At 68.3% G+C, this 17,075-nt stretch carries 16 protein-coding genes; 9 read left to right on the plus strand and 7 right to left on the minus strand.

Annotated features, from left to right (window positions below):
* Positions 1-12: 12 nt before the first annotated feature.
* Positions 13-1,758: an MtrAB system accessory lipoprotein LpqB gene (lpqB, locus tag AU194_RS02490; protein ID WP_197417496.1), complete on the plus strand. Its 1,746-nt coding sequence runs from the start codon at positions 13-15 to the stop codon at positions 1,756-1,758.
* 25 nt (positions 1,759-1,783) lie between these two features.
* Here lpqB and AU194_RS02495 read toward each other — a convergent pair whose 3' ends face one another.
* Positions 1,784-3,139 carry an HNH endonuclease signature motif containing protein gene (locus AU194_RS02495; RefSeq protein WP_059087637.1) on the minus strand — a complete coding sequence of 452 codons (1,356 nt, stop codon included), beginning with the start codon at positions 3,137-3,139 and terminating at the stop codon, positions 1,784-1,786.
* Positions 3,140-3,183: 44 nt separating this feature from the next.
* Positions 3,184-3,759 (minus strand): TetR/AcrR family transcriptional regulator, encoded by a 576-nt coding sequence (locus tag AU194_RS02500; protein WP_059087638.1) that lies wholly within the window; start codon positions 3,757-3,759, stop codon positions 3,184-3,186.
* 24 nt (positions 3,760-3,783) lie between these two features.
* On the opposite strand from AU194_RS02500, the gene AU194_RS02505 reads away from it, so the two are divergent.
* From AU194_RS02505 to ppc, 8 genes are all read left to right on the plus strand, one after another.
* Positions 3,784-4,977 (plus strand): MFS transporter, encoded by a 1,194-nt coding sequence (locus AU194_RS02505; RefSeq protein WP_059087639.1) that lies wholly within the window; start codon positions 3,784-3,786, stop codon positions 4,975-4,977.
* 27 nt (positions 4,978-5,004) lie between these two features.
* Positions 5,005-5,661 carry an ABC transporter substrate-binding protein gene (locus AU194_RS02510; protein WP_059087640.1) on the plus strand — a complete coding sequence of 219 codons (657 nt, stop codon included), beginning with the start codon at positions 5,005-5,007 and terminating at the stop codon, positions 5,659-5,661.
* 77 nt (positions 5,662-5,738) lie between these two features.
* Positions 5,739-6,758, plus strand: a complete 1,020-nt coding sequence (gene gap / locus AU194_RS02515) for a type I glyceraldehyde-3-phosphate dehydrogenase (RefSeq protein WP_059087641.1) — start codon at positions 5,739-5,741, stop codon at positions 6,756-6,758.
* A gap of 6 nt (positions 6,759-6,764) precedes the next feature.
* A complete protein-coding gene (gene pgk / locus AU194_RS02520; RefSeq protein WP_059087642.1) occupies positions 6,765-7,985 on the plus strand; it encodes a phosphoglycerate kinase in 1,221 nt (406 codons plus the stop codon).
* Positions 7,982-8,776 carry a triose-phosphate isomerase gene (tpiA, locus tag AU194_RS02525; protein WP_059087643.1) on the plus strand — a complete coding sequence of 265 codons (795 nt, stop codon included), beginning with the start codon at positions 7,982-7,984 and terminating at the stop codon, positions 8,774-8,776. The genes pgk and tpiA overlap by 4 nt, the downstream gene beginning before the upstream one ends.
* Before the next feature lie 31 nt (positions 8,777-8,807).
* Positions 8,808-9,041 carry a preprotein translocase subunit SecG gene (secG, locus tag AU194_RS02530; RefSeq protein WP_059087644.1) on the plus strand — a complete coding sequence of 78 codons (234 nt, stop codon included), beginning with the start codon at positions 8,808-8,810 and terminating at the stop codon, positions 9,039-9,041.
* A 50-nt stretch (positions 9,042-9,091) separates the two neighbouring features.
* Complete coding sequence (locus AU194_RS32110; protein ID WP_197417489.1) at positions 9,092-9,268, plus strand: hypothetical protein; 177 nt, start codon at positions 9,092-9,094, stop codon at positions 9,266-9,268.
* Positions 9,269-9,341: 73 nt separating this feature from the next.
* Positions 9,342-12,134, plus strand: a complete 2,793-nt coding sequence (gene ppc, locus AU194_RS02535; protein ID WP_059087645.1) for a phosphoenolpyruvate carboxylase — start codon at positions 9,342-9,344, stop codon at positions 12,132-12,134.
* Here ppc and AU194_RS02540 read toward each other — a convergent pair.
* The 5 genes from AU194_RS02540 to tal all read right to left on the minus strand — a co-directional run bounded on the left by AU194_RS02540 (position 12,131) and on the right by tal (position 17,066).
* Positions 12,131-12,505, minus strand: coding sequence for a hypothetical protein (locus AU194_RS02540; protein ID WP_059087689.1), 375 nt, complete (start codon positions 12,503-12,505; stop codon positions 12,131-12,133). The genes ppc and AU194_RS02540 overlap by 4 nt on opposite strands.
* Positions 12,506-12,689: 184 nt before the next feature.
* Complete coding sequence (gene pgl / locus AU194_RS02545; RefSeq protein ID WP_059087646.1) at positions 12,690-13,427, minus strand: 6-phosphogluconolactonase; 738 nt, start codon at positions 13,425-13,427, stop codon at positions 12,690-12,692.
* Positions 13,424-14,335 (minus strand): glucose-6-phosphate dehydrogenase assembly protein OpcA, encoded by a 912-nt coding sequence (opcA, locus tag AU194_RS02550; RefSeq protein WP_059087690.1) that lies wholly within the window; start codon positions 14,333-14,335, stop codon positions 13,424-13,426. The genes pgl and opcA overlap by 4 nt, the downstream gene beginning before the upstream one ends.
* A 61-nt stretch (positions 14,336-14,396) precedes the next feature.
* Positions 14,397-15,941, minus strand: coding sequence for a glucose-6-phosphate dehydrogenase (gene zwf / locus AU194_RS02555; protein WP_059087647.1), 1,545 nt, complete (start codon positions 15,939-15,941; stop codon positions 14,397-14,399).
* A 6-nt stretch (positions 15,942-15,947) separates the two neighbouring features.
* Complete coding sequence (gene tal, locus AU194_RS02560; RefSeq protein ID WP_059087648.1) at positions 15,948-17,066, minus strand: transaldolase; 1,119 nt, start codon at positions 17,064-17,066, stop codon at positions 15,948-15,950.
* Positions 17,067-17,075 lie beyond the last annotated feature (9 nt).

The raw sequence follows: 17,075 nt of genomic DNA on the forward strand, positions 1-17,075 counted from the left end.
CGTCTCTGGGCAGTGGTGTGCCTGCTGGTCCTGGCCGTGGTCGTATCCGGATGTGCCGGCGTGCCCAATTCGTCGGCGCCGCAGGCGATCGGCACCGTCGACCGGCCCGCGCCGCCGAGCCTGCCCAAACCGACGCCCGGCATGGACCCCGACGTCCTGTTGCGAGAGTTCCTCAAGGCCACCGGCGATCCGGCGAACCGCCACCTCGCCGCACGGCAGTTCCTCACCGAGTCGGCCTCGCGGGAATGGGACGATGCGGGTAGCGCTCTGCTGATCGACCGCGTGGTGTTCGTCGAAACCCGTGAGCCCGAACGAGTCTCGGTGAGAATGCGCGCCGACATCCTGGGTTCGCTGTCGGACATGGGCGTGTTCGAGACCGGGGCGGGCGCGCTGCCCGACCCCGGCCCCATCGAACTGGTCAAGACCTCGGACGGCTGGCGCATCGACCGGCTGCCGAACGGGGTGTTCCTCGACTGGCAGCAGTTCCAGTCCACCTACAAACGCAATACGCTCTACTTCGTCGACCCGACCGGCGCGACGGTCGTCCCCGATCCGCGGTACGTGGCGGTGTCCGATCCCGATCAGGTGGCCACCGAACTGGTCTCCAAATTGATGTCCGGGGCGCGCCCCGAGATGGCCAACACCGTCCGCAACCTGCTGGCGCCGCCGCTGCGGCTGCGCGGTCCGGTCACCCGCGCCGACGGCGGCAAGACCGGTATCGGCCGGGGGTACGGCGGCGCACGGATCGACCTGGAGAACCTGTCGACCACCGACCCGCACAGCAGACAACTGCTTGCGGCGCAGATCATCTGGACGCTCAACCGCGCGGGTATCAACGGCCCGTACGTGATCAACGCCGACGGCGCCCCGCTCGACGACCGGTTCGCCGACGGGTGGGAGACCTCCGATGTCGCCGCCACCGACCCCGGCGCATTCGCCGGCGCCGCGGCGGGGCTGCACGCCCTGGTGGGTGGTTCGCTCGTCTCGATCGACGGACAGCGGGCGCCGCGCGTCCCGGGCTCGTTCGGGCAGGCGCCGAACCAGGTGTCGGCGGCCCTGTCGCGCAGCGGTCAGGACGCCGCCTCGGTGGTGGTGCTGCGGCCGGGCGCCCCGGACGTGCAGTCGACGCTGTGGATCGGCCCGCTCGGCGGGCGTGCCAACCAGGCGATGGAAGGCCGCAGCCTCACCCGCCCGAGTTGGTCGCTCGACAACGCGGTGTGGGTGGTCGTCGACGGCGCCAACGTGGTCCGGGTGATCCAGGACGCCTCCGGGCAGCCGGCGCGGCTCCCCGTCGACGCCGGGCCGGTCGCGATGAAGTTCCCTGGCCCGATCACCGAACTGCAGCTCTCCCGGGACGGCACCCGCGCGGCGATGGTGATCGGCGGCCAGGTGATCCTCGCGTCGGTCGAACAGACCCAGGGCGGCCAGTTCGCGCTGACGTACCCGCGCCGCCTCGGATACGGGTTGGGCGACACGGTCGTGTCCCTGTCCTGGCGAACCGGTGACGACATCGTGGTCAGCCGGACGGATCCGCAACACCCGGTGTCCTACGTCAACCTCGACGGGGTGAACTCCGACGGGCCGAGCCGCAACCTCGCCATGCCGGTGACCACGGTGGCCGCCAACCCGTCCACGGTGTACGTCGCAGATGCCCGAGGCGTGGTTCAGCTGTCGCCCTCGACAGCCGAAGGCGACCCGACCTGGACCGAGGTGCGCCCGCTGATGGTGGCCGGCACCGTGCCGGTCCTCCCCGGGTAGTCCTCGGAACCCCACGCACACAACATTATTCGGGTTCGTCATCGTCGTTGTTGTTGTCGGTGAGGTAGCGCTGGGGGTGGAAGTGGTTGTTGACGCGGGGTTGGCCGGTGTCTTGGTGGGCGGGTGGGATCCAGTAGGTGCGGCCGTCGCCGGGGCGTTGGGTGGTGTATCCGGTGTTGGCGATGAGTAGGTTGTCGGGATGGCAGGCCAGGGCCATGGTGTTGATGTTGGTTTGGCCGTTGCCGGTGGCGAAGTCGTCGGTGTGGTGGGCTTCGGTGCCGTAGAACGGCACCGTGCATTGGGGGTAGGTGCAGCCCCGGTCGCGGGCGAAGAGCGCCAACCGCTGCGCTGTAGTGGCGCACCGGCGGGCGCGGCCGAAGTAGAGGACCTCTTCGTGGTGGTCGTCGAAAATGGCCAGGTAGTGCCGACTGCGACCGGCCATGCGGATGAGGTCGCGGATCGGTAGGCGGCTGCCGCCGCCGGTGAACGCCCACCCGGTGCCGCGTTCGAGGTCGGCCAGGTTGGCGTTGGCCACGATCGTCGCCGGGACGCCGGCCAACTGTCCCATGGCGCCGGATTCGATGGCCAGGCGCAGGGCGGTGGTCAGCGCGTCGTGGTGGCGTTGACCGGTGGTGCGTTCGTCACGGCCGGAGACCTCAGCGACCACGGCGTCGTCGTGGGGCAGGTTCACCCCGGGGGCGCCGTATTTCTCGAGGGCGACGTCGAGGTAGGCGCGGGCTTCGGGAGTGATGTAGCCGGAGATGCGGCTCATCCCGTCGGCTTGTTGGCGGCCGAGGGTGAATTCGCGGCGGCGCTGCATGGTCTCGTGGTCGGGTTCGGTGCCGTCCTGGTCGATGAACCCCATCAGTGCCTCGGCGACTTTGCGGAACTGGTCGGGCCGCAGCACTCGGGCATGCCCGACGAGGTCGCGTTCGTAGTCGTCGCGGCGGGCAAACGACACCCAGATGGGTAGGTTCTTGATGAAGTCCTGGATGATCCGCACGTGGGCGGTGCTGATGGCGCCTTCGGCGACCGCGGTGGCGGTGTGGGGGAGTTCGGGGCGCACGAATTGCCCGGTCAGCGTCTGCCTCGGACCCGGCTGCCGGGTATCGGCGAGGCGTTCGCCGGCCTCGCGCAGCGACACCCGCAGCGCGTTGGCGAGGAGGTGTTTGTGCGAGGTGGCCCCGAAGTCGTTGGGCGCGGCTTCCATCACCCGGCTGGTCAACCGATGCTCGACGGCCGGTACCGCCCACAGGGCGGTCTTGATGCGGTCGAGTTCGGCGAGCGCCTCGGCGGGGGTCAGGGTGTCGACGGAGGCGGCCTGCAGTTCAGCCACGGCCGACACCAGGTCGTCGACCGTTGTACCGAACCCTCCATCCATAGTTCGAACACTAGTGCGAGGGTCTGACAAGTAGCGCCTGAGCGCTATGAACCGGGCACAGCCGCGGCGATGACAGTCTTCGCGATGCCGCGCCCCACCGTCGACCGCCGGCGTCGGGTGTCGCGCAGCCTCATCGCGAGTTCGCCGGTGAGCACCACCAGCACCGCCTCGGCCAACCCGTTCGGGTCCGCGCACGGGAGCTGAGAAGCCAACTCCCGCAACCGCTTACGCAGATACTTCGTATCGCGCGCGACGGCGTCGGCGAGCTCCGCGGGCGGGGCGGCGTACTCGGCCGCGGTGCCGAGGAAGGCGCACCACCGCGCGCCGTCGCGCCGCCGGGCAAAGCTGTCGACCGCATCGAACACCGCGAGCAGACGCTCCTCGTCATCGGGCGCGGCCGCGATCGCACGCTCCCACACCTCACGCCACCGCTCGTGGCGACGCTCCAGGGCGGCCGCAATCAACGCCTCCTTGCTCCGGAAGCCGCGGTACAGCGTCGCCGCTGACACCCCCGCCCGCGCCAGCACCGCATCCACCGGAGTCGACTCGATCCCACGCGAGAACACCAGGTCGTCGACCGCATCCAGCAGTCGGTCCTCGGAGCTCTTGCGCACCGGCATGGGGCTAAGCCTAGACTGGCGGAAGTGAAACGATCGTTTTCGTTAGTCGGCGGGCGGGACCTCTGGGTCATCGCCTTCGGAACCGGCTTCATCGCCGCCATGTACGGCCTCGTGCGACTGGCGTACGGCTTGTTCCTACCCGACATCCAGGCCGACCTGGGCCTCGGCGCGGCAGGCGCCGGCTACATCTTCTCGGCGTCGTCGCTGCTCTACTGCGCAGCCGCGACCGCCGGGTTCGCCCTCGGTAGCCGGATGCCGCGGGTGCTCATCGTGGCCGCCGCTGTCACCGCCTGCGGCGGGGTGTGGGGGATGTCGGCGGCCCCCGGCGTCGCGGTCTTCAGCGTCTTCGCAGTCCTGAGCTCCGCCGGTGCGGGTCTCGCCTCCCCGGCGCTGGTCAGCATCGTGGCCCGCAACGTCGAACCCCGTCGCGTCGACAGCGCACAGTCGATGGTCAACGCCGGAACGGGCCCGGGCCTGGTGGCCGCGGGTGCGCTCGCGCTGCTGCTGCTCCCGCAATGGCGCCTCACGTGGGTGCTGATCGGCGTGCTCACCGCCGGATGCGCGGTGGCCGTCCTGGCCGTCGACCGCTCCGGGACCGGACCGCAGCCCGAGCGCAAGCCGCGCCCGTCGGGCAGGTGGGTCGCCGCGCACGCGGGACCGATCGCCGCCGCCATCCTCATGGGCGCGGGCTCCAGCGCAGTGTGGACGTACGGCCGCAGCCTGCTCGTCGACACCGGCGTCAGCTCGCAGCGCGGCACCATCACCGCATGGATCGTGCTCGGCCTGGGCTCGGCCGCCCTGCTGCTGACCGCCAAAGCTCTGGCCCGCCTCAGCCCGGTGGTGTCCTGGATCCTCACCGTCTCCGTGATGACCGGCGCAGTCCTGCTCCTCACCATCGTTCCGCACCTCACCGCCGCGGCGTTGCTCGGCTGCTTCGCGTTCGGCTGGGGGTTCACCGCCGCCACCTCGTCACTCATCCTGTGGACCACGGCGATCGACGCGGAACACGCCGCGGCCGGGACGGCGATGCTGTTCGTCGCGTTGATGTTCGGCCAGGCGCTCGGCGCCACCGTCCTGGGGGCGGTCATCAACGGTGCGGCCTACGCACCCGCATTCGCGATCGCGACTGCACTGTCGGCGGCCTCGATCGCCGTCGCGGCTGTGCAACTGCGGCGCCGCACCGGCGCGCCGTCCGAAGAAACCGTCGCGGTCTGCTGACGTCAGGCCGCGACTACCGTGGCTCCTATGGGCACTCTCCGAGTCGGCATCGTGGTCTCGAATCCGCCGTTCGTCGACGCCGACGGTGAGTCCGGCCTCGACATCGACCTCATGACGGCCGTCGCCGAGTCGCTGGGGGACAGCCTCGAGTTCGTCCACCATGCCGACTCGGCCAGCGTTCTCGACGCCCTGAGCACCGGCGACGTCGACTGCGCGGTCGGCGGCCTCACCGCCACCGACGACCGCGCCGCCTACGCACCGCCCTACGTGATCACCGGCCAGGCGCTCGCGGTCGACGCCGCACGGCACCCCGACATCCGCGCCGTCGCCGATCTCGACGGCCTCACCGTCGCCGTGCAGCGGGGGAGCAGCGCCGAACAGTACGCGCAGTCGCAACCCGGGTCCGTCACCGTGCAGGACCGCCTCCAGGCGGACGGCTGCGACGCGATCGTGGCGCTGGCTCCGACGCTCACCGCGCTGACCAAGGACTCACGGGACTTCGACGTCGTGCAGCAGGGCCTGACCATCGAACACGTCGCGATCGCGGTGGCCGGCCACGACCAGCAGATGCTCAGCCGCGTCACCGTCGCTCAGGCGGAGTTGGAAGACGCGGGCACGCTGCAGGAGATCCGGCGCAAATGGCTGGGCAATCCGTACGCCGACCAGAGTCTGGCCGTGCACTGACCAGCCCGCGCGTCGCCAAATCGGCCCCACTAGGCTGATCACCGAGCAATACACCGCCAGGCAGACAGGGGAACCACGTGACCATCCGGGTAGGCGTCAACGGCTTCGGCCGCATCGGCCGCAACTTCTTCCGGGCCTTGGCGGCCCAGAAGCTCGAAGGCAAGAACAAAGACGTCGAGATCGTCGCGGTCAACGACCTCACCGACAACGAGACGCTGGCCCACCTGCTGAAGTTCGACTCGATCCTCGGCCGGCTCCCGTTCGACGTCTCCGTCGACGGCGAGACCATCAACGTCGGTGGCGACGCGCTCAAGGGTCTGTCGATCAAGGAGGGCCCCTCGGCCCTGCCCTGGGGTGACCTGGGCGTCGACGTGGTCGTCGAGTCCACCGGCATCTTCACCAAGCGCGACAAGGCCCAGGGCCATCTCGACGCGGGTGCGAAGAAGGTCATCATCTCGGCGCCCGCCAGCGACGAGGACATCACGATCGTGCTCGGCGTCAACGACGACAAGTACGACGGCAGCCAGAACATCATCTCCAACGCGTCCTGCACCACGAACTGCCTCGGCCCGCTGGCCAAGGTCCTCAACGACGAGTTCGGCATCGTCAAGGGCCTGATGACCACCATCCACGCCTATACGCAGGACCAGAACCTGCAGGACGGCCCGCACAAGGATCTGCGCCGCGCCCGCGCCGCCGCGATCAACATCGTGCCGACCTCGACCGGTGCCGCCAAGGCCATCGGCCTGGTGCTGCCCGAGCTGAAGGGCAAGCTCGACGGCTACGCGCTGCGCGTGCCGATCCCCACCGGTTCGGTCACCGACCTCACCGCCGAGCTGAGCAAGTCGGCCAGCGTCGACGACATCAACGCCGCGATGAAGGCCGCCGCCGAGGGACCCCTGGCGGGCATCCTCAAGTACTACGACGCGCCGATCGTCTCCAGCGACATCGTCACCGACCCGCACAGCTCGCTGTACGACGCCGGCCTGACCAAGGTCATCGACAACCAGGCCAAGGTCGTCTCCTGGTACGACAACGAGTGGGGCTACTCCAACCGACTCGTGGACCTGGTCGCGCTCGTCGGCAAGTCGCTGTAGCGCCCGATGGCCGTCAAGACGCTCGACGATCTCCTGAAGGAGGGCGTTGAGGGTCGGGGTGTGCTGGTCCGCTCCGACCTCAACGTCCCCCTGGACGGGGAGTCGATTACCGACCCCGGCCGCATCATCGCCTCGGTGCCGACGCTGAAAGCGCTGGCCGAGGCAGGGGCGAAGGTCATCGTCACCGCCCACCTCGGCAGGCCCAAAGACGGCCCGGACCCGAAGTACTCGCTCAAGCCGGTGGCCGCCGCGCTCGGCGAGCAACTCGGCAGGCACGTGCAGCTGGCCGGGGACGTGGTGGGCACCGATGCGCTGGCCCGTGCCGAGGGCCTCACCGACGGTGACGTGCTGCTGCTGGAGAACATCCGCTTCGATCCGCGGGAGACCAGCAAGGACGACGCCGAGCGGCTCAAGCTGGCCAAGGCGCTGGTCGAACTCGTCGGAGATGACGGAGCGTTCGTCAGTGACGGTTTCGGTGTGGTGCACCGCAAGCAGGCCTCGGTGTACGACATCGCGACGCTGCTGCCGCACTACGCGGGCACGCTGGTGGCCGCCGAGGTGAAGGTGCTCGAACAGCTCACCAGCTCCACCGACCGCCCGTATGCGGTGGTGCTCGGCGGGTCGAAGGTGTCCGACAAGCTGGCGGTCATCGAGAACCTCGCCACCAAGGCGGACAGCCTGATCATCGGTGGCGGGATGTGCTTCACCTTCCTTGCCGCCCAAGGCGTCTCGGTGGGTTCCTCGCTGCTGCAGGAGGAGATGATCGACACCTGCCGCAAGTTGCTCGAGGACTACGGCGACGTGATCCATCTGCCCGTCGACATCGTGGTGGCCGAGAAGTTCGCCGCGGACGCAGAGCCGGAAACCGTTGCCGCCGACCGCATTCCTGACGACAAGATGGGCCTCGACATCGGTCCGGAGTCGGTGAAGCGGTTCACCGCTCTGCTGTCGAATGCGAAGACGGTGTTCTGGAACGGCCCGATGGGTGTGTTCGAGTTCCCCGCCTTCGCCGCGGGCACCAAGGGTGTGGCCGAAGCCATCATCGGTGCCACAGGTAAGGGTGCGTTCAGCGTCGTCGGTGGCGGCGACAGCGCCGCGGCCGTACGCCAGCTCGGGCTGGCCGAGGACGGGTTCTCCCACATCTCCACCGGGGGCGGCGCGTCACTGGAGTATCTGGAGGGCAAGACGTTGCCCGGCATCGAGGTGTTGGAGGGTGGTAGGGAATGACGAAAGCCGCACGCAGGCCTTTGATAGCGGGCAACTGGAAGATGAACCTCAACCACTTCGAGGCCATCGCCCTGGTGCAGAAGATCGCGTTCTCACTGCCCGACAAGTACTTCGACAAGGTCGACGTGACGGTCATCCCGCCGTTCACCGATCTGCGCAGCGTGCAGACGCTGGTCGACGGCGACAAGCTCCGACTCACCTACGGTGCGCAGGATCTGTCCCAGCACGACTCCGGCGCCTACACCGGCGAGATCAGCGGGGCCTTCCTGGCCAAGCTGGGCTGCAGCTTCGTCGTCGTGGGCCACTCCGAGCGGCGGACGTACCACAACGAGAGCGACGAAGTGGTGGCCGCCAAGGCCGCCGCGGCGTTCCGGCACGGCATCACGCCGATCATCTGTATGGGTGAGCACCTCGAGGTGCGTGAGGCCGGTAACCACGTCGAGCACTGCGTCGAACAGCTCCGCGGCTCGCTGGCGGGCCTGACCTCCGAGCAGATCGGACAGGCGGTCATCGCCTACGAGCCGGTGTGGGCGATCGGCACCGGCCGGGTGGCGGGTGCGTCCGACGCGCAGGAAGTCTGCAAGGCGATCCGCGACGAGTTGGGCTCCCTGGCGTCGCCGCAGCTCGCTGCGGGCGTGCGGGTGCTCTACGGCGGGTCGGTCAACGCCAAGAACGTCGGCGAGATCGTCGCGCAGGACGACGTGGACGGTGCGCTCGTCGGTGGGGCCTCGCTCGACGGTGAGCAGTTCGCGACGCTGTCGGCGATCGCCGCCGGCGGGCCCCTGCCCTGACCACTCCGAACGGGACGGTAGGCTGTCGCCCATGGTTTTAGCGCTGCAGATCACGTTGATCGTCACCAGTCTGCTGGTGGTGCTCCTGGTGCTGCTGCATCGTGCCAAGGGCGGCGGTCTGTCCACCCTGTTCGGTGGCGGCGTGCAGTCCAGCCTCTCGGGCTCCACGGTCGTCGAGAAGAACCTCGACCGGCTGACCCTGTTCGTCGTCGGCATCTGGGTGGTCTCGATCATCGGCGTCGCGCTGCAGATCAAGTACAGCTGACCTTTCTCACACGCCGGTTGCCGCCGGTGCGGGGTGGGTATCGAACAAGCATGGCTCAAGACGACAACCCCGATATCAGCGACGTGATGGTGCCGACCGAAGAGGTGCACCCCGACCGTCGCGAACACGCCAAGGAACCGCGCCCCATCGACGACGACGAGATGGCGCGTCGCGCCCAGCACGAGCGCGACATCACCGGCGCGGACAAACCCGACAGCGGCGTCTGACACAACGTGATCAAGTCGTCCTGTGGACCTGCCCACGATGCGGTGGGTCCACAGGACACCGATACTGGAACGCATGGCTGACCTCCCAGAAGCACTCGAACCGATCGGCTCGGTGACCCGTACCGAAGTCGGCCGCGAAGCCACCGAACCGATGCGCGAGGACATCCGCCTGCTGGGCGCGATCCTCGGTGACACGGTGCGGGAACAGAATGGCGACGACGTCTTCGACCTGGTGGAGCGCGCGCGGGTGGAATCGTTCCGGGTGCGCCGCTCCGAGATCGACCGCACCGAACTGGCCGGCATGTTCGACGGGATCGAGGCCAAGGACGCGATACCGGTCATCCGCGCGTTCACGCACTTCGCCCTGCTCGCCAACGTCGCCGAGGACATCCACCGCGAACGCCGCCGCGCCGTCCACGTGGCCGCCGGTGAACCGCCCCAGAACAGCAGCCTCGCCGCCACTTACGCGAAACTCGATTCCGCCCAACTGGATTCCGCGCAGGTCGTCGACGCGTTGGCAGGGGCGCTGGTGTCGCCGGTCATCACCGCCCATCCGACCGAGACCCGCAGGCGCACGGTGTTCGACACCCAGCACCGCATCACCGAGTTGATGCGGCTGCGCGCACACGGTCACGACACCACCGACGACGGCCGCAACGTCGAGCTCGAACTGCGCCGCCACATCCTCACGTTGTGGCAGACCGCGTTGATCCGGTTGTCACGCTTGAAGATCCAGGATGAGATCGAGACCGGTCTGCGCTACTACCAGGCCGCGTTCTTCGACGTCATCCCGCGCGTCAACGCCGAGGTCCGCGCCGCGCTGCAGACGCGGTGGCCCGACGCCGACCTGCTGGCCGAACCGATCCTGCGGCCGGGTTCGTGGATCGGCGGCGACCGCGACGGCAACCCGAACGTCACCGCGGATGTGGTGCGGCTGGCCACCTCTCGCGCTGCCTACACCGCGTTCGAGCACTACTTCACCGAGTTGACCGCGCTCGAACAGGAATTGTCGATGTCCGCGCGGTTGGTTCCGGTCACCGACGGTCTCGGCGCGCTCGCCGACGCCTGCCACGAATCGGCCAGGGCCGACGAACCGTACCGCCGCGCGCTGCGCGTGATCCACGCCCGGCTGACGGCCACCGCGCACGACGTCCTCGACGAACAACCCGAACACGAACTCGACCTCGGCCTGGAGCGTTACGAGGCGCCCGAGGAAATGCTCGCCGACCTCGACGTCATCGACGCCTCGCTGCGCACCCACGGCAGCGCGGTGCTGGCCGACGACCGGCTGCTGCGGCTACGGGAAGCCGTGCGGGTCTTCGGTTTCCACCTGTCCGGACTGGACATGCGGCAGAACTCCGACGTCCACGAGGAGGTCGTCGCCGAACTGCTGGCGTGGGCGGGCGTCCACGACGACTACGCGTCGCTGAGCGAACCTGAACGTGTCGACGTGCTCATCGCCGAACTGGCTACCCGGCGTCCGCTCACCTCGGAACGAGCCGAGCTGTCGGAGCTGGCGCAGAAGGAACTCGGCATCGTGCGGGCCGCGGCCAGGGCGGTGCGGGTGTTCGGCCCGCGCGCGGTGCCCAACTACATCATCTCGATGTGCGAGTCGGTCTCCGACATGCTCGAAGCCGCGATCCTGCTGAAAGAGGCAGGGCTGCTCGATGTCTCGGGTGACGAACCGTACGCGCCGGTGGGCATCGTCCCGCTGTTCGAGACCATCGACGATCTGCAGCGCGGTGCCTCGATCCTCGAGGCGGCGCTCGACCTTCCGCTGTACCGGGGCATGGTCACCGCCCGCGGGGACAGCCAGGAGGTCATGCTCGGCTACTCCGACTCCAACAAGGACGGCGGCTACCTCGCCGCGAACTGGGCGTTGTACCGCGCCGAACTCGACCTCGTCGAATCCGCCCGCAAGACCGGTATCCGGTTGCGGCTCTTCCACGGTCGCGGCGGCACCGTCGGCCGCGGCGGCGGGCCCAGCTACGACGCCATCCTGGCGCAGCCGCCCGGCGCGGTGAACGGCTCGCTGCGGATCACCGAACAGGGTGAGGTGATCGCCGCCAAGTACGCCGAACCGCGTACCGCGCACCGCAATCTCGAGACGCTGGTGGCCGCGACGCTGGAGTCGACACTGCTCGACGTCGAAGGCCTCGGCGACGAAGCGGGCCCCGCGTACGAGGTGCTCGACGACCTCGCCGCGCGTGCGCAGCGTGCCTACGCCGAACTCGTCCACGAGACACCGGGTTTCGTCGACTACTTCAAAGCCTCGACCCCGGTGAGCGAGATCGGGGCGCTGAACATCGGCAGCCGGCCTGCGTCGCGGAAACCGACGACGTCGATCTCGGACCTGCGGGCGATCCCGTGGGTGCTGTCGTGGAGCCAGTCGCGTGTCATGCTGCCGGGCTGGTACGGCACCGGCAGCGCCTTCGAGCAGTACATCGAAGAGGGTGACGATCGCCTCGAGGTGCTGCAGGACCTCTACCGGCGCTGGCCGTTCTTCCGCACCGTGTTGTCCAACATGGCGCAGGTGCTGGCCAAATCGGACCTCGGGTTGGCGGCACGGTATTCCGAACTCGTCGAGGACGAGGATCTGCGGCGTCGGGTGTTCGACAAGATCGCCGATGAGCATGCGCGGACCATCCGGATGCACAAGCTGATCACCGGTCAGGAGGATCTGCTGGCCGACAACCCGGCGCTGGCCCGGTCGGTGTTCAACCGCTTCCCCTACCTGGAGCCGCTCAACCACCTGCAGGTCGAACTGCTGCGGCGCTACCGCTCGGGTGACGACGACGAGCGGGTCCAGCGCGGCATCCTGCTCACGATGAGCGGGTTGGCCACCGCGTTGCGCAACAGCGGCTAGATACCGGCCGTCCGGCGCAACGCGTTCACCGCGCCGCGCACGGCGTTCTCGGTCGCCGCGACGGGACCGAGGACCACCTCACCCATGCCGACGAGGCGCTCCACTCGGGTGACGATGCCCTCCATCCGGTCGACCACCGCGTTGAGTCGCGGTGCCAGCGCGTTGATCTGGTTGATGGTCTCGTTGAACCGTTCGAGTGTGGCGTCCAGATTGGCCGTGGAGTTGTTGAGGTCGTCGAGGGTGTCGCTGAGCCCGTCGAGGATGGTGTCGACCTGCTCGACCGTCACGTCGGCGTTAAGCGCCGCCTGCGCGAGCTTTCTGATGCGCTCAGTGCCCGTACGCGTGGTATTCCGGCCGCTTCTGTCCACCATGATCGCCATTATGACGGGTCGGGGAACCGTCTACGTCGCGTCTGCGTCTCAATTGTCGTGCAGTCCCGCGAATGCGTGAACCCTACGAGGCCGTCGGTGAGCGGTGATGTGCTCCGCCGGATCGCCGACTATGCGGCCGGCTACGCCGACGCCCGCGCCGAACCGGCAGGCGACGAGTGATGCCTCAGAGCCGCGACGCCGCGCCCTCGTCGAGGAACCACACCGTCGCCTCGCGGCCGACCGCGCCCGCGGCAGGCCAGTCGTCAGGGTCGGCGCCGCCTACCGCCGCGGCCACCGCCTCTGCCTTACCGTCCCCGGAGACCACCAGCCACACCTCGCGGGACCGCTGAACAGCGGGTAGCGTCAACGTGATTCGCTGCGGCGGTGGTTTGGGGGAGTCGGGCACACCGACCACCATGCGGGTGGTCTCGCGCACCGCGATGGTGTGCGGGAACAGCGAATTGACGTGTCCTTCGGGGCCCATACCGAGCAGGTGCACGTCGAACACCGGTGTGGGCTCGCCGGATTCGGCCTGGCCGGCGAGCACCTGCTCGTAGGCCAGTGCTGCGGCGTCGAGGTCGTCCCCGAACTCGCCGTCGGAGGCGGGCATCGCGTGCACATTCGCAGACGGGATGTCGATCTTGTCCAGCAGCGCTTCGCGGGCCTGCTTGTCGTTGCGGTCGTCGTCGGCCTCGGGGACGTACCGTTCGTCGCCGAAGAACAGATGCACCTTGGCCCAGTCGATGCGGTCGTCGTGGGTGCCGAGGCGGACCAGCAGTTTGATGCCGGTGCCACCGCCGGTCAGCACGATGTTCGCCCGCCCGCGCTGTTCGACGGCCGCGACGATCTCGTCGGCGAGGCGGTCGCCGACCGCGGCGACCAGCGCATCGCTGTCGGGGTAGCGCTTGATCGAGGCCGTCATACGTATTGCACCTTCTCGATACCTTGCAGTGCCTCGAAATAGATCTCGTCGGCGTCCAGCCTGCGCATGTCCTCGGCCAGGCACTCACGGGTCTCCCTGCGCGCCAACGGAATCAGAGCCTCCGGCTTGGCGGTTCGGGTGATCTTCGCGGTGATGCCGTCCTGCGGGCGACTCAGGGTGATGGTCTCGCTGTCCCGCACCAGTTCCACCTTGAGCTCGCCGACGGCGCGTTGCACCGGCCCGTCGATCCGGCTGGCCAGCCAGCCCGCCAGGACGTCCAGCGCGGGCTCGGTCTCCAAGCCGGACACCAGCGCCGAGTTGATCTTCTCGTGGGGCGCCTGGTCCACCGCCGCCGTGAGCAGCGCGCGCCAGTACGTGATGCGGCTCCACGCCAGGTCGGTGTCTCCGGGGGTGTAGCCCTTCAACCGGCACTTGATCGCCGCCAGGGGTTCGCCGGCGTTGGTGGCATCGGTGATCCGCCTGATCGCCAGCCGGCCGAGCGGGTCCTGCGCGGGGACCGGAGGCGCGACGTCCGGCCACCACGTCACTACCGGTGTGTCGGGCAGCAGGAACGGCATCACCACGCTGCTGGCGTGATTGGCCAGCGGCCCGGAGAGCCGCAACACGACGACCTCGTTGGCGCCGGCGTCGCTGCCGACCCGCAGTTGGGCGTCCAACCGGGCCTTCTCCGCGCGTCGGTCACCGGGGGCGACCACGATGACGCGACACGGGTGTTCGCGGCTCGCCGCGTTGGCCGCGTCGATGGATTCCTCCAGCACGGCCTCGGTGTCCGGAGCGATGACGAGGGTCAGGACACGGCCTAGCGTGATGGCGCCGCCCTCTTCGCGCAGCGCCTGGATCTTCTTGTTGATGGCACCGGTATTGGTGTCGGGCAGGTCGATGATCATCAGTATCGGTTCCTCGCGCGAGCGCTCGTCAGTGCTTGTCGGTTCCTCGCGCGAGCGCTCGTCACGGCCGCCTCCACTCACGGCCGGTCCGGCGCAGCATCTCAAACGCGGATTCCGGCCCCCAGCCGCCGGATTCGTACGGGTCCGGGTTCCCGTGGGACGCCCAGTAGTCCAGCGCGGGGTCGAGGATCTTCCACGACAGTTCGACTTCCTCGTTGACCGGGAACAACGACGGTTCCCCCAGGAGGACGTCGAGGATCAGCCGCTCGTAGGCCTCGGGCGATTCCTCGGCGAACGCGGATCCGTAGGAGAAGTCCATGCTGACATCGCGAACTTCCATCTGGTTGCCCGGCACCTTTGAACCGAACCGCAACGTGATGCCCTCGTCGGGCTGCACGCGGATCACCAACGCGTTCTGTCCGAGCTCCTCGGTCATGGTCGCGTCGAACGGGAGATGCGGCGCCCGCTTGAAGATCAGCGCGATCTCGGTGACCCTGCGGCCCAACCGCTTTCCGGTTCGCAGATAGAACGGGACGCCGGCCCAGCGGCGCGTGTCGACGTCGACGGTGATCGCCGCGAACGTCTCGGTGGTCGAGGTCTTCGAGAAGCCCTCCTCCTCCAGGAGCCCGACGACCCGTTCGCCGCCCTGCCATCCCGCCGTGTACTGGCCCCGCGAGGTGGTCTCGTCCAGCGGCTCGACGAGCCTGCTGGCCGAGAGCACCTTGATCTTCTCGGCCTGCAGTTCGTCGGGGGAGAAGCTGACGGGCTCCTCCATGGCGGTGAGCGCCAACAGCTGCAGCAGGTGGTTCTGGATGACGTCGCGTGCGGCGCCGACACCGTCGTAATAACCGCCACGCCCGCCGAGCCCGATGTCCTCGGCCATCGTGATCTGCACACTGTCGACGTAGTGCGAATTCCACACCGGTTCGAAGAGCTCGTTGGCGAACCGCAGCGCGAGGATGTTCTGCACGGTCTCCTTACCGAGATAGTGATCGATCCGGAAGACCGACGACTCGGGGAAGACGTTGTTGACGATGGCGTTGAGTTCTTCGGCGCTCTTGAGGTCATGACCGAAGGGCTTCTCGATGACGACGCGGCTCCAGTGGCCGTCAATCTTGTTGGCCAGACCCGTGCGCGAAAGCTGTTCGAGCACCTGCGGAAACGCCTTGGGCGGGATGGACAGATAGAACGCGTGGTTGCCGCCGGTGCCGCGTTCGGCGTCGAGCTTGTTCAGCGTCTCGGAGAGCTGCTCGAACGCCTTCTCGTCGTCGAAGGTGCCCTGGACGAACCGGATCCCCTCCGACAGCCGGTCCCAGACCTCCTGGCGAAAAGGTGTGCGGGCGTGCTGTTTCACCGCGTCGTACACGACCTGCGAGAAGTCCTCGTCGGCCCAGTCCCGCCGGGCGAACCCGACCAGCGAGAACGTCGGCGGCAACAGACCGCGGTTGGCGAGGTCGTAGATCGCCGGCATCAACTTCTTGCGGGCCAGGTCACCGGTCACGCCGAAGATGACGACACTGCACGGTCCGGCGATCCTGGGCATCCGCTTGTCGCGTTTGTCCCGAAGCGGATTACGCCACTCGGTGGCGACAGCGTCTGCGCCCATGCCGGCTCAGGACTTCTTCTCGTCCAGCTGGCCCTGGGTGGCTTCGAGCAACTCCTGCCACGATTTCTCGAACTTGTCGACGCCCTCCTGTTCGAGGACGAGGAACACGTCACGCACGTCGATGCCGACCGCGTCGAGTTTGTCGAACACCGCCTGCGATTCGTCGGCCTTGCCGGTGACGGTGTCGCCGGTGACGACGCCGTGGTCGGCGACGGCCTCGAGCGTCTTCTCCGGCATGGTGTTGACCGTGTTCGGTGCGACCAGTTCGGTCACGTAGAGGGTGTCGGAGTAGTCGGGGTTCTTCACCCCGGTCGACGCCCACAGCGGCCGCTGCACGCGGGCGCCCGCGGCCTTGAGCGCCTCGAACCGCGACCCCCCGACGAACACCTCCTCGTAGGCGGCGTAGGCCAGCCGGGCGTTGGCCACGCCGGCCTGACCGCGCAGCGCCAGCGCCTCCTCGGACCCGATCTTCTCCAGCCGCTTGTCGATCTCGGTGTCGACGCGGGAGACGAAGAACGAAGCGACCGAATGGATCTTCGACAGGTCGTGACCGGCCTCCTTGGCCTTCTCCAGACCCGCCAGGTAGGCGTCCATCACCGCGCGGTGGCGTTCGACGGAGAAGATCAGCGTCACGTTGACCGAGATGCCCTCGGCGATCACCGCGGTGATCGCGGGCAGCCCGGCCTCGGTGGCGGGGATCTTGATCAGCAGGTTGGGCCGGTCGACGATCTTCCACAGCTCGATGGCCTGCAGGATCGTCTTGTCGGTGTCGTGCGCCAGCCGCGGGTCGACCTCGATCGAGACCCGGCCGTCCACCCCGCCCGAGGCCTCGTAGGCCTTGGCGAACAGGTCGCACGCGTTGCGGACGTCGTCGGTGGTGACAGTGCGGATCGTGGCGTCGACGTCGGCGCCGCGCTCGGCGAGTTCGGCGATCTGCGCGTCGTAGGCGTCACCCTTCGACAGCGCGGCCTGGAAGATCGACGGGTTCGTCGTCACTCCCACGACGCTGCGGGTGTCGATCAGGTTCTGCAGGTTGCCGGTCTGCAGCCGCTCGCGCGACAGATCGTCGAGCCATACCGATACACCGGCGTCGCTGAGCGCCGCGAGGTTGGAATTCTGCGTCATTTTTCTCGC

The sequence above is a fragment of the Mycobacterium sp. GA-2829 genome (genome assembly GCF_001499965.1).
Classification (GTDB): Bacteria; Actinomycetota; Actinomycetes; order Mycobacteriales; family Mycobacteriaceae; genus Mycobacterium.